The 13,711-nt window shown below is 53.4% G+C and carries 11 protein-coding genes; 9 read left to right on the top strand and 2 right to left on the bottom strand.

Annotated features, from left to right (window positions below; all coding sequences use genetic code 11):
* The first annotated feature begins 116 nt into the window (after positions 1 to 116).
* From JYP50_RS10055 to JYP50_RS10025, 7 genes are all read left to right on the top strand, one after another.
* Complete coding sequence (locus JYP50_RS10055) at positions 117 to 1,202, top strand: zinc-binding dehydrogenase (protein WP_206560374.1); 1,086 nt, start codon at positions 117 to 119, stop codon at positions 1,200 to 1,202.
* 36 nt (positions 1,203 to 1,238) lie between these two features.
* Positions 1,239 to 3,794 (top strand): TonB-dependent receptor, encoded by a 2,556-nt coding sequence (locus tag JYP50_RS10050; RefSeq protein ID WP_206560373.1) that lies wholly within the window; start codon positions 1,239 to 1,241, stop codon positions 3,792 to 3,794.
* 47 nt (positions 3,795 to 3,841) lie between these two features.
* Positions 3,842 to 5,059, top strand: coding sequence for an amidohydrolase family protein (locus JYP50_RS10045; RefSeq protein ID WP_206560372.1), 1,218 nt, complete (start codon positions 3,842 to 3,844; stop codon positions 5,057 to 5,059).
* A 225-nt stretch (positions 5,060 to 5,284) separates the two neighbouring features.
* Complete coding sequence (locus tag JYP50_RS10040) at positions 5,285 to 5,908, top strand: TetR/AcrR family transcriptional regulator (protein WP_206560371.1); 624 nt, start codon at positions 5,285 to 5,287, stop codon at positions 5,906 to 5,908.
* Positions 5,909 to 5,966: 58 nt separating this feature from the next.
* On the top strand, positions 5,967 to 7,097 hold the full coding sequence (locus JYP50_RS10035; RefSeq protein WP_206560370.1) for an AraC family transcriptional regulator: 1,131 nt from the start codon (positions 5,967 to 5,969) through the stop codon (positions 7,095 to 7,097).
* 83 nt (positions 7,098 to 7,180) lie between these two features.
* Positions 7,181 to 7,594 carry a nuclear transport factor 2 family protein gene (locus JYP50_RS10030; protein ID WP_206560369.1) on the top strand — a complete coding sequence of 138 codons (414 nt, stop codon included), beginning with the start codon at positions 7,181 to 7,183 and terminating at the stop codon, positions 7,592 to 7,594.
* A 79-nt stretch (positions 7,595 to 7,673) separates the two neighbouring features.
* Entirely contained in the window at positions 7,674 to 10,232 is a 2,559-nt protein-coding gene (locus JYP50_RS10025; protein ID WP_206560368.1) for a CoA transferase, read from the top strand.
* A 33-nt stretch (positions 10,233 to 10,265) separates the two neighbouring features.
* Here the strand turns inward: JYP50_RS10025 and JYP50_RS10020 are convergent, their stop codons facing one another.
* On the bottom strand, positions 10,266 to 10,988 hold the full coding sequence (locus tag JYP50_RS10020) for an enoyl-CoA hydratase/isomerase family protein (protein WP_206560367.1): 723 nt from the start codon (positions 10,986 to 10,988) through the stop codon (positions 10,266 to 10,268).
* 254 nt (positions 10,989 to 11,242) lie between these two features.
* On the opposite strand from JYP50_RS10020, the gene JYP50_RS10015 reads away from it, so the two are divergent.
* The gene (locus JYP50_RS10015; protein ID WP_206560366.1) at positions 11,243 to 11,707 is read left to right on the top strand and encodes a MaoC family dehydratase; all 465 of its coding nucleotides are present in this window, start codon (positions 11,243 to 11,245) and stop codon (positions 11,705 to 11,707) included.
* A gap of 13 nt (positions 11,708 to 11,720) precedes the next feature.
* Positions 11,721 to 13,268 (top strand): class I adenylate-forming enzyme family protein, encoded by a 1,548-nt coding sequence (locus JYP50_RS10010; RefSeq protein WP_206560365.1) that lies wholly within the window; start codon positions 11,721 to 11,723, stop codon positions 13,266 to 13,268.
* A gap of 8 nt (positions 13,269 to 13,276) precedes the next feature.
* Here the strand turns inward: JYP50_RS10010 and JYP50_RS10005 are convergent, their stop codons facing one another.
* Positions 13,277 to 13,711, bottom strand: a complete 435-nt coding sequence (locus JYP50_RS10005) for a Zn-ribbon domain-containing OB-fold protein (protein WP_206560364.1) — start codon at positions 13,709 to 13,711, stop codon at positions 13,277 to 13,279.

The following is a 13,711-nucleotide window of genomic DNA, read 5'->3' as shown; positions in this document are numbered from 1 at the left end:
CGGGTTTGACAATTGTGTCTGGCTGAAAATGCAGGGCGAATATGACGCGAATTCACCTGTCAGTGCTGTGCAGGGTGGACTAATGTCAGCACCATACAAGGCAAGGGAAAGAAGGTATGAAAGCGCTGGTCTGTCGAGGGATAAACGAGGTGTCGGTAGAGGAGGTGGATATCGATCCTCCAAAGTCCGGGGAGCTAAAGATCAGAATGGTAGCGGCCGGACTGTGTCACTCAGACCTATCTATCATCAATGGAAAATTTCCGGTGTCGTTGCCGATCGTATTGGGTCACGAGGGCGCCGGTATCGTTGAGGCCGTGGGTGATGGAGTGGGTGGCTTCGAGCCGGGTGACCATGTTGTGCTGTCGTTCGTTCCGGCGTGCGGCGCATGCCGGGAGTGTGATAGCCAGCGCCCCCACTTGTGTGTGTCGGGCCTGCAGATGGGTAAGATGTTGGATGGCACTTCCAGGGTACATGCTGGTGAGGAAGACCTCGATGTCATGCAGTATCTTGGATGTATGGCGGAATACGCGGTTATTCCCGCAGCCTGCGCGGTCAAGATTGACAAATCAATCCCGCTGGAAAAGGCAGCCCTGGTCGGGTGTGGCGTAATGACCGGGGTCGGCGCGGCCATAAACACCGCTAGCGTCATACCGGGTTCGACTGTAGCTGTTTTTGGTTGTGGTGGTGTCGGTATATCGGTTATCCAGGGCGCAAGTATCGCCGGGGCTGAGAAGATTATCGCCGTGGATGTTAGCGATGACAAGCTGGAGCTGGCGAAGCGTTTCGGTGCTACCCATGGCATCAATGGAGTTCGTGAAGACGCGGTGGCCAGCATTCGTGAATTGACCGATGGTGGCGTTGACTATGCCTTTGAAGCGGTCGGAAACGCAAAACTAATGGAAACCGCAAATGAGAGTACGCGTCGTGGTGGAACAGCGATAATCGTTGGGGTTGGTTCCCTGAGTGATTCAATTTCCCTTAACGCCCTGATGTTATCTACAAGCGCCAAGACCTTGAAAGGCTGCTTTTACGGCGATGCTAATCCGAAGGCGGATTTTCCGCGACTCCTTAACTTGTACCGTGCCGGTAAGTTGAATCTCGATGAGATGGTGAACAAGACCATTGCACTGGAAGAGGCACCTGCGGCATTCATGGAAATGGAAAGCGGAAAAAGTATGGCGCGAAGTGTAATTGTGTTTTAGCCAAATGGATCAAAAAAATAAAAATGGTGGCAAATAATGAAGCGTAAATACATATATAGCAGCATTGCGGTTGCCTCTATTGTCGGGTCTCCTCAGGCCCTGGCTGAGCAGGGTGCGAGTGGAGCGCTGGAAGAAGTTATTGTTACCGCGCGACACCGGGACGAGAGTCTGCAGGATACGCCGGTCGCAATATCGGCGATTAGCGCCAGCCAGATGTTGGAGCAGGGAATCACCAATACGCGCGATCTGAGCAAAAGTGTCCCCAGCCTGCAGATTGGCCGCTCATCGACCACACAGATTTTTATCCGTGGAGTTGGTGAGCGAACAGGCTTCAGCCGGGTCGATCCCGGCGTGGGGGTCTATCTCAATGATGTGTTTATCCCCCGTGTCGATGGCCAGCTTTTTGATGTCGCTGACCTGGCCAGTATTCAGGTAGTGCGCGGTCCGCAAGGCTCCCTGTTTGGAAAGAATACCACTGGCGGCGCCATGCTGTTGACACTACAGAAGCCCACTGAAGAAAGAGAATTCGAAGTTGAATTGGGTGTCGGATCCTACTCGTTGCTGAAAGGTAGAGCGACTTTGAATCTTCCGGTTACCGACTCTTTGAGCACGAGGTTGTCCCTGTTCAGCATTGAGGACGACGGTTTCCTCGAAGACATAAACGGCGAACACTATTCCTCCAATGACCGCAAGGCTGTGATCGCGCAGGCCGCATGGAATCCCGATGATAGCTTTACACTTGATAGCTTTCTCTACTGGGGAGAGACCCGTGAAAAGCAACCCGGGCGAAACTGTAGAATAAGCGACGTCAATGGTCTTTTTGTTGAAGCGCTCTATCTAAACTATCCGGGCGATACCGACCCCAGCAACCCCCGGGCATGGGAAGAGAATTGTCTCGATAACTCCCTCGATACGGTAGGCGCCGGTAATATGAACCTGGGTGATGCCCATAATGATTACGAGTACGACAGTCTTCAGTCTGGTTCTACATTTGACTGGGAATTTCGCGATGGCCAATCGCTGAAGCTAATTGTCGGATACCAGGATGCATTGGAAGGGCCGCACCAGGTCAGCGATTCTGACGGCGGACCGGCGGATCTTCTCGAGGCGTTTACCATTGACGACAGTCATCGGGAAACCTATAGCGCCGAAATTCGTTTAAGCGGCGATCTATTCGGCGAACGCTTGGGCTACACAACTGGATTGTTCTATATGAATGAGAAGCTGGATGACAGCTTCATCACCCAGAACAGCATTATCGCGTGGGATGCTACCAGTCTCGGTGCTATGGGGTCTGGTGTCCGCCCGTCTGCGCCGCCCCCCGGCGGCACGCTACCGTTTGTCGGCTCCTTTTCACGACCGATTTCAGAGTCGGTGTTTGATATGGAGAATGATACCTTCGGTGCATACTTTCAGGGCGTATATGAGCTGACTGACAATTTTAGCTGGACAGTTGGTTTTCGCTACACGGAAGAGCGCCGACAGACACAGCTTGCTTTTACAACCTCAGACCAAGCGGCGGTCAGCGCGATTTTGGAAAGTCATCCCCTGATTGGGCCTGAGATCGCTCCTGGTACGGGTCTTCACCCTTTCTTTGGCGGCTGGGCGATGGACCCCGCGGGCACCGCGGCAGGGTTGTTTGTCGATTCCGATGGGGATGGTGTTATTGACTATCCAATGGATCGAGCCAATACAAACTACGAACAAGCCAGCATCAAGTTTTACAAATTCACCCCAATGACATCTCTGTCCTACAGCTTCTATGATGACTGGATGGATGACATGTCCGTGGATGGCTTGATGCTCTATACCACCTGGAGCAATGGTTTTAAGTCAGGTTTCTTCGAGCCGCGGGGTGCGGACGGCTTGGTGTTTATCGAGCCTGAAGAACTGGAAAACCTTGAGTTCGGTGTAAAGCTGGATGCCTTCGGGCGTCGTGTTCGAGTGAATGCCTCCGCCTATTTTATGGACTACGACAACATTCAGCTGCTGCAGATTGCCACTGACAGGATGAACAATACCGCGGTGTCCATGGCAAATGCCGGTAAGGCGACGATCAGGGGGGTTGAGCTTGAGATGTCGGTGCTGCCTACCCCGGAGTTTATGATCCAGTTGAGCTACAGCTACAACAACTACAGCTACGACGAGTTTAATGATCTGGAGATGCTACCTCTTATCGTGAGCGGAGATCAGGTGCCCGTTGATCGTAGCTCGGAAGCCTTTTCGGTTGTTCCAGAGAGCAAGGCGTATTTGTCCTTTCAGTATGAACTCGCAACCGATCTGGGAACATTTGTTCCCCGTGTTGATGTGAGCTACACCGATGAAATTTACTACGGGATCGATAGCGGATCCTGGGCCGCGTACCAGGCCGATCATGCCAGGGCGGGAGCTCCATCAAGTACCGTAGCCAACGCCAGGCTAACGTGGTTGTCATCGAACGGCGATTTTTCGGTATCGGCTTACGTAAACAACTTCACAGATGAAGAGTATCAGGAAGGTGGCTCGGCCGCGGCAGACACCCTTGGTACTTTCATCATAACCCCGGCCTCACCCAGGACCTGGGGACTCGAGTTCCGCAAGATTTTCGATTGACTGTTCTACAAAGGTTGCCAGGAGACTGGGAACGCAGGAGTAAATGCATGACTACAGAACCCTACACACTCATCACTGCCGACAGCCACGCAGGGGCAAGTATTAACCAGTACAAGGAGTACCTCGATCCTGCCTATCGAAAGGCATTTGACGATTGGAGAGGGACATACAAAAATCCGTCTCGTGAGCATGTGGGGGTAAAGAAAAGTAAAAGCTGGGACGGCGAGCTGCGGAATGCCGAGCAGAATGCCCAGGGTGTTGTAGGTGAAATTATTTTTCCTAACACGCTGCCGCCATTCTTTAGTGAAAGTATCATTACCACCCAGCCGCCACGTCCGGAAGACTATGAGTATTGCCTGCAGGGGATCAGGGCCCATAATCGCTGGTTGAAGGAGTTTTGCGAAGAGGATCCAGACCGTCGCGCGGGCGTAGGCTTGATCCTTCCCAATGATATCGACGAGGCAATAAAGGATGTGGAGTGGATTGCCAAGGCCGGCCTTAGGGGAGGGGTGTTACTGCCGCTTATACCCGATGACTGTACCTGGCTGAAACCCATCTACCACTCCGATTGGGAGCCGCTTTTTGCCGCGATTCAGGATTGTGGGCTGGTCATGAACCAGCACTCAGGACAGGGTTTGCCCAATTATGGAGAAGGGCCGGTGGCCAAGGCGGCATGGCTGTCGGAGGTTGCCTATTTCGGTAAACGTGGATACAGCCATCTCCTTCTCAGTGGTGTATTTGAGCGCTACCCAAAACTGAAGTATATCCTCACCGAGTCGGGCTGTTCCTGGGCTCCTGACATATTGGCATTGCTTGACAAGATCCACTACGGCGCGACCTCAGGTGCCCTGGGTGAGGTGGAGCTGTCTGCGGAGGATTGGGTGCTGAAAGAGCCGCCAAGTTACTACGCGCAGCGTAATTGCTACTACGGGGCCAGTTTTCCGAGTATCGATGAGCTTCAGGGCAATGATGTGGTTACGGTCGATCAGATCTGTTGGGGAAATGACTATCCCCACTACGAAGGCACGTTCCCCTATAACCTTGAATCCTTGCAACTGACGTTCAAGGATGTCGAAGAAGCTGATCGGCGTAAGATCTTTGCCGAAAATGCGGCAAAATTGTACAACTTTGACCTGGAAAAGCTCCGTCCCTTGGCCAGGAAATACGGTCCTACAGCCGAGCAGATCAATACTCCCCTGGAAAAAATACCAGAAGATTCAGGCTGTTACCTCTTCATTAATGCCCGTGAGTCGCAGTTTGCCTAGTTCACCTCCGGCGAGGTAACCCCTCGTATTCGGCATTGGGCGCCCCGAAGGCGCCCTTTTTTGTATGGGCGTTGCATACGCATTGATGCTTGACATTAAATAACCGAACGGTTAGTTATATAAGGGCGGGGTTGCCCGGCAGATCGCTGGTCAATACCGGCGTTGGTCAGGCGCCTGATCAGCGGCGGAGTAAGGCAATAGGTGCTTGGGGAGGAGGTGGCGTCGATGGCGCAGAGAAAGAACGTTCGTGTGGGGCGCCCGGCGGGTAGTAGGGGCGAGGATACCATTGCCCGCATCCGTGCCAGCGCCTTGCGCCTGTTTGCACGTAATGGTTACGAGGCTACATCCCTGAAAATTGTGGCGAAAGACATCGGCGTCACACCGGCTACCATCTATCAATATTTTGACAGTAAGAAGACGCTGTACATATCGCTGTTTGACGAAATCTATCAGGAATTGGTGCCCCAATACCACCAGGCAGCGGGGGCAGAGAGCCATATCAGAGAACAGATAACTGCGCTATTGAGAACCTCGCTGGCAAGCTACGAAAGCCATCCGGAAATGACCTATTTCCTGGCCGGCGCAATGATCGATGTCGGACGGAGCTCGGAACTCCAGGAGACTTTTGCGCAACGCTCGGGAACGCTGAACGAATTGGTGTTGGACCTTTTTGAGAAAGCAAAACACAGAGGCGAGTTACCCGATCAGGTTGATAGCGAGAGCATCGCTTCGACATTTTTTGGCGCTTTTTTGGGTATGTTGTTGCGCTATGAGAGTCGAAAGAAAGGATCGATGAAGGAAACGGTTGAGGTATTTATTACGCTCATGGAAGGCAGGTTATTTCGATAGCGATAGCTCAGAGATAGGGCTCCACGACAATGTGGTTTTCGATACACGGAGGACTGTCATGCCGATAACGATAACACCTAAGTTTCAAGCATTAAAACTCATCGAGTCAGCAAGAAGTCATGGCGCTGATGTTAGCGAATTACTGACATCGATAGGGGTCAAGGCGGAGGAGCTGAAAACCCCCGAGGATTCGATTCCCACCGATGTCTATTGTCGGCTGCTGCAGAAAGTCGCTTATATTTCCCAGCAGCACTGGTGTGGTCTTCCCGGTAGCAAGGAGGACCCGGTTGGCGGGTTCAGGGTGCTTTGCCGGGTAATCGCCAACTGTAACACGTTAGGGCAAGCGCTCGAACGAAGCGAAGAATTCTATGCACTTTACGGTAGAAAGGAATGGGGAATCACTTTTCAGGTTGATAGTGGTCTGGCATATGTGAGCATCGCTGGCCCGGAAGTGAATCAAAGGCCCGAGTTCAAAACCGTGCATTACATGTACATATTGCATCGATTCTGGTCATGGCTGTGCGGGCAAATCATAGGTCTCGAGTTCGTCAATCTTGTTCACAGGCCCTGCGATAACCTCTCGGCATACCAGGGACTCTTCGAATGCCCGATCCATTTCGGCCAGGAAGCCAATACTGTGGTGTTCGACGCCAGCTATCTCGATGCAGCTCTGATACAGTCCGAACTTGCCTTGATGGATTTTGTTGAAACCGCGCCCTACGAGCTGCTACTGGCACCAGAGGATCATAATGACTCTATCACCGCGAAAATACGCTATCTGATTGGTTCAGACTTTACCCGGCCGCTACCCAGCTTCGAGGAGATTATTGATCGGCTTCATACCTCTGCGTCCACATTGCGACGAAAGTTGAAGAAGGAGGGAACCACCTACCAGAAGATCAAGGATGATGCACGCAAAGAAGCTGCAATGGCCTACTTGAAGCGGGAAGATTTCAGCGTTACCACAAGTGCTTTTATCATGGGTTTTGATGACCCGAGTGCATTTACCCGCTGTTTCAAGCGTTGGACTGGAATGGCGCCATCTGAATATCGCGCGATGTACGTCGAGTCAAAGTCGAAGAAGCTGTATTCGGTGGAGCTCGAGAGTGGCAATTTGAAGCGGAGCCTTGTATCAGCTGAACATGGCATGAGAGCCATGGCTCTGGAAATGAATTCAAATGCCAGATAAATCCAACTTCTTTTTTCAACTGAATTGCGCCTGGTAGCTGTTAGTCTCTTGATCATTCGCACGGATCGATCACGGAGAAAACCATGACAAGTGAGTCTAGGCTGGCGGTACTCGAGGCCAAGGATAATATCAGGGAACTGGCGGCGCGGTACTGCCATGCCGTCGCAGCGGGTGACCTGGACGGATTGCTGGAGTTGTTTGCAGAAACGGCCTACATCGAAGTTTCAATCAAGGATGAGGAAGGGCGTTTTGGCAAGGTAGAAGGTAAGTCAGCCATGCGGGATTTTTACAGCGATATGGTTGCGTTGCGCCCAAAACCCTACATCCATAATCATTGCGTGGTGGTAAATGGCGCCAGGGCGACTGGAAAATGCGCGGTTGAAATACGTGGCCTGGCGAAAGAATACACGAATCCCAATGGCGGTTACTACCTGGATGCCTATATCAATGAGGGTGGAACCTGGAAATTCGAAAACCGGACCTATCATCCTTACTGAAAGCATGCCGGTCAGCCGCCCGTGTTGGTTCGGCTGCGGTGTCTACCCATCAATCGCCATGAATTGAACAGGTAACCGTATGACCACGGATTCTGCTGTGGAAGGGCCATTGAACGGTCTTAAAGTCCTCGATCTGGGACACTATTATGCCGCGCCGATGGCGGCAATGTTGTTGGCAGATCAGGGTGCAACCGTTATCCGGATTGCCAGGCCCGGCAAGTCCGAGCTTCCCGAGCAGCAATACAGATACTTTAACCGCAACAAGCAACTGCTTCTCCTCGATCTAAAAGATGTTGCCGATCGAGCCGCGGTACGCGAGCTGATACCGGAAGTCGACGTGATTCTTGAGAGTTACAGGCCCGGGGTGATGAAACGACTCGGGTTGGACTGGGCATCGGTTCGTGTACTAAATCCCCGCGTGATTTATGTATCGATGCCGGGCTTCTCATCGCAGGATAAAAAACGCGCCGGATGGCAGGCCTGGGAGGGTGTGCTATGTGCGGCCTCATCGTTGTACACAATGGATGTAATGCGACGAAAGTTTGCGTTTCCTCCCCAGTACCTGAAACTGGCGCCTTGTTCGGCGTTTGGCGCGATGCATGCGGCTACCGCTGTATTGGCAGCCATCCTCGATCGCCGTGAAAATGGGGCTGGTCGCTGGATCGAAGTATGCCTGGCCGCGGCGGGACTCTCGACCTGCACCCGGAGCTTCGTTTTCAATGGTACGGAGGTTCGCTCCGCCGAAGACAAGGTGAGCAGCAATAAGCTGCCGGGTGTATTACAGGATTTGATCTACAAGCCTGCGGATACGTCGCATGTTGCTGGAAAAAGGCTGGCCAAGGTGCGCCGACTAGCGCCGGATAACTTTGTGACCAGGATGTACCGGTCCAGGGACGGGCGCCTGTTAAAGTTCATGCCAATCAAACCGGAGATGGCCAGCCGTTTCTTCGATGATCTCGATCTTACTGGCGAACTGCGGGACCGCGGATATGTCATCCGTAGCCCCTGGGAGAAAACCTCATCGCAGGACGGAAAAAATCTGGGGGATGCCTGGAGTCTCGGAGAATCCAATGGCGAAGTGATTGAGATGATTCAATCCTGCGTGGAGCAGGCCGATGCGGATGAGTGGCAGCGGCGGATGTGCGCCATCAGTGTGCCGTTTTCCTATATACGTGAACGTCACGAATGGATGAATATCCCGGAATTACTGCGCGCCGGCATGTTTGTGGATCAAGAGGGCGCATCGGGTGTGCTGCGCATGCCAGGACGGGTTGTTGATGTAATGAACGAAGAGGGGGCTCCGCGGCCCATTTCTCCGGATACGCATTTCAGGTCTCCGCGCGAAATTTCCGTGAGGCAGGCTGTTGCTCAACTCGCCGCGCTTGATAGGCAGCGCCCTGTGCAGGGAAAACCCGGCTTCGAAGATGCCGCACCCAAGCACGAGTGGCTGAAAGGCCTTGTTGTTTTGGACTTGTGCAATGTTGTGGCCGGACCAAACGCAGCATATACACTGGCGCAATACGGCGCGGATGTGATACGCGTTGAACCGCCAAAAAGCTTCAATCTACCCATGCACCTGGAGTGGACTCTGGAGGTGAATCAGGGAAAGCGGAGCATGGTGATGGATATACGCTCAGAAGCTGGAAAGGAGGTATTCCATCGCATGGTGCGTCGGGCTGGAATTTTGCTTCACAACAGGCTAGATGATGTTGCAGACCGCCTCGGGGTGTCGACGGACAGCTTACGCAGTGTCAATCCCGACCTGATTGTTTGCCAGATAAGCGCCTTTGGTGCCAGCCATTCGGGTGGGTGGGAGTCCATGCCCGGGTATGATCCGAACCCAAATATGACCAGTGGACTGGAGGCCGCTTGTGGGACCGCTGAAAACCCCGCGCAGTTGATGGAAGTGTTCAGTGACCTTATGGGAGGCCTCAGTGCCGCATTTGCTTCCCTGGCGGCTTTATACCAGCAACGATTTCAAGGTGTAACAGGAGCTGCGACTGCGTCATTGGCGCGGGGTTGTAACTACTATCAGCTGGGACAGATGCTGGCTCAAGCGGACGCCAGCCCCGCGGAGGAAGCTGACGGTCAGTTCCTTCTGGGTGAAAGTGAGTGGCAGCGTCTATACCGTGCCTCAGATGGTTGGATTTATGTTGGGGCGCGCAATTCGGACAGCGCGCGTCTGTGGCAATTGGTACGGCGAGGGGATGAACATAGTGATACTGAGAGCCTGTTTGCCGGGCAATCCGTAAGCTACTGGAGTGATTTACTGAATACGAATGGAATCGGGTGTCACAGAGTCATGTCAATCGACGAGCTTTGTCACGAAGCACCCCTGGAAGCTGTTGGTAATGCCCCCGGGCTTCGTTACCGTTCAGACAGTCTGGACATTGTCGGGTACACTGAGCATCCCTGTGGAAAGTCTCTCGTATTGCCGCTGCCTTCCTGGGTAAGAACAGGCGATCATGGTGAGTACAGTAAGCTGTCGCCAGCCCCGCGAGTGGGCCAGCACAGTCGAGAGATTCTCGTTGAGCTCGGCTACTCAGAAAGCGACTGTGAGACGCTTTACCGGCAGAAAATCGTTCAGGATTATCTGCCGGCCATTGGCAATGACTCTGACTACTTTTTCAGTCGATAGTGAGTGCCGCGTAATCGCCGGAAGATAGGCCTCTCAACGCTGGGCATTCTTCTCGTGTTCAAAAGCAATGGCCTGCTCAATGCTGGTTGGTCCGCTCGCGAAATTTATTGCAGATTTAATGGCATGGATGATGCTGTCTTTACTCTGGCCCATTTCACCTGCAATTTCACGTGCGGTATCGAGTAGGTCGCTGTTGTCCACGATCTGGTCTACCAGCCCAAGTTTCAGCGCGGTACTGGCGTCGATTGTACGTCCCGTCATGGCTAGCATCTTTGCATTCGAAGGTCCGATAATGCGCGGTAGAAGGTAGGTGCTGCCAAGCCCGGGTACTATCCCCAGTCTGGCAAAAGGCAGCCCGAATTTTGCGTTGCTGGAAGCAATGCGTACATCAAAAGGCAATGTCATCGTAACACCGACGCCAATGGCCGCACCGTTGAATGCCGCGATCAGGGGCTTTGGGTAGTGAAAGAGGTCTGCCGCATAGCCTTTAACGAGTCGCTCTTCGCCCAGTTTTGGCAACGATACTTCGCCGTTTCCCGGCTCCCGAAGTTGCGAAAGATCCACGCCGGCGCAGAAGCCCCTTCCGCTCCCGGTCAATACGATAGATCGGCAGCTATCGTCGTCGCGAAGTATCTCAAACAGATCTACAAGCTCCTCGCCCATCTTAACGGTGTAGGCATTCAGCTTTTCGGGGCGGTTTAGGGTAACGGTTGTAACTCCGGATATCGACTCTACCAGTAGTGTTTCGAAGTTCATGTTTTCTCCTGCATGATAGTTCATATATTGGCATACGCAGTTGTGAATGCTCGATCTGAAGTTTCTACCTCATCCCGCGTGGGGTAAAAACGTCGGTTGATTCAAGGAGTGACAATGTTGTGTCTTCATACGTATAACGAGCGTCGTTCGATAGTAAGCGTATTTACATCCCTTGGCGCAGGGTCATACTCGAGCACAAGCAATATCCGTCCGCCACGTTAGTGGTTTATGAGAAGAAGTGCATAGAGGCGACAATGACAGAGATTGATTTCCGGGACATTGATACACTCAGAGGAGCAATTAGCGACGACTACGGTGAGTGGTCTGGCGATTTTTTGATTAGCCAGGAACTTATCAACCAATTCGCCGAGTTATCTGGCGATAGTCAGTGGATTCATGTTGATCCCGAGAGGGCGAAACTGGAATCGCCCTTTGGTTGCACCATTGCCCACGGGTTTTTGTTGTTGGCGATCATGCCGCAGGTCCGGCCGCCACAAAACTTTACGGTGAAAGGGCACACCAGTGTCGTCAACTACGGATCAAGTGGCTTAAGATTCCTGGACCCGGTGCCATCGGGGTCCTATATCAGGTCAAGGCAAAAGCTGTTTGATGTCGAAGCAAAAAAAAGCGGAACGCTCCTGACCTTTGAGGTTGCGTTTCAGGTAAAAAGCATGGACAGACCATCGTTGATCTACAACATGGCATTGCTCTACCGGTAATACGGACGAGAAGATGAATAAACTAGGCGTTCCAACCAGCATATGGTCACATATAGAAAACCGGGTTTCGCTAACACCCGAAAAACAGTTTCTGGTCGATGAGTTTGGCAGAAGCTATAGTTTCAAGGAGTTCTACCAGGAGGCTTGCAAGTACGCTGGTTGGCTGAGGGCACTGGGTGTTGTCGAGGAAGCCCGCGTCGCCTGGCAGCTACCGACAAGGGTGGAATCAATCTTTCTATGTGCTGCCCTGTGCAAGATCAACGCGGTGCAGGTACCCATGCTTCCCATTCTGCGTCACCGTGAAGTCACATTCATGTGCCGACAGGCCGGGGTTGACCTGCTGATAGTGATGAATGAATGGGGCGGCTTCGACTACGCAGGCCTGGCGCAGGATGTTGCCGCGGAAGGGGCCTGCCGACGTTGGGAACTCCTTCCAAGCCTTGAGGACATCGGCTGCGCGCAAATGGATACGAAGAATCCGGTGCGAACCGAGGAGGGCGATGGCGAACGATGGATTTTCTATACCTCGGGCACAACATCCGATCCCAAGGGGGCGCGGCATGCGGATAGGGCCATACTGTCGACGGCGATGGGAATGAACGCCTGCCTGGAACTGACGGCGGCCGATGTGGTGCCAATGGTATTCCCGTTTACCCACATTGGGGGGATCATCTGGCTTGCCAGTATGGTCATGACTGGCAGTGCGTGCTTTGTGTTGGAACGATTCTCCGATAAGGTTTTCCCTGCGATGTCCGCTGCCGGTGTCACAGTGGCGGGGGCTGGAACAGTTTTTATACAGGAATACATCAGGTACCAAAAACGGCTAGACGAGCAGCCGCTTTTTGCCAGCTTGCGTTGCACCACTGGCGGCGGGGCTAGCAAACCACCAAACCTGCACAGGGATGTGCGGGAGATCCTGGGTGGGCGCGGATACGTGTCTGGCTACGGTATGACTGAGTGTCCGATCGCAACGATGAATACCCTCCATGATCCGGACCGTCAGCTGGCCGCCACCGAAGGACGGCCAATGCCCGGTATGTTGGTAAAGATTGTTGATCGGGACGGCCGGCAGCTGGGCCCCAATGACGAAGGAGAGATCTGCCTAAAGGGGCCGCATCTTTGCCTTGGCTATGTGGATTCGGCGCTCGATACGGACGCCTTTGACGCCGACGGTTACCTCCGTACCGGTGATATAGGGTGTGTGAACGCCGATGGTTGGCTGTCAGTCACCGGACGAATAAAGGATGTCATCATACGAAAGGGTGAGAACATATCGGCAAAACGGGTGGAGGACGTCATTTCCGGACACCCGGCTATCGATGCTGTTTCGGTTATAGGGCTGGCCGATGAGGAGCGGGGGGAAATGGCGTGCGCCTGCGTCGTGCCGGCAAACAATATGGGGCCGGTAGGGCTGGCGGAGCTGGAGGATTTCTGCATTGCAAACGGCTTGCGGCGCCAGGAGTGCCCCGAGCGCGTTGAGGTTTTTACCAGCTTGCCCACGAACGCGAGTGGCAAAGTGCTCAAGGAAGAACTAAAGCGTCAACTGGCATCTGGGGGATAGCGCCTGCTTCAGCATAGTTGCCACCGCGGCATTACCCAGTCGTCTGCTTCATCCTGGAATACGACGCGTACCCTGTCGCCGATGGCAGCTCGGTCGAGGCTTACCGAATTGATTGGCTGATCGACGGCAGCAACGAGGTTGCCTATCAGCCTGATCCGGGGGTCTTCTATCAACTCAACGAGTATGGCGTTATAAGGTGCGAGCGCGGAAAACTGCGCGATAAGCGGGGGGTGGGGGCTGACAATTGACCATATCCTGCCCTCGCCGGAGACCTCGGTCCAGTCAAGTTCGGCAGAGTTGTCCCAGGGACTCATTACCCGAGGCGGGTGGATCAGTCGTCCTGTACCGGTGCAGCGCTGAATTCGTAAGACACCATCCCGGCAGCCCTGCCAGAATGGCCGGTTTGTTTCGTCTATCTCCGGTAATAGTAGCTGGTCGACCAT

The sequence above is a fragment of the Parahaliea mediterranea genome (genome assembly GCF_017255185.1).
Classification (GTDB): Bacteria; Pseudomonadota; Gammaproteobacteria; order Pseudomonadales; family Halieaceae; genus JAFKCZ01.
This window is presented reverse-complemented; position numbering and strand designations above follow the sequence as displayed.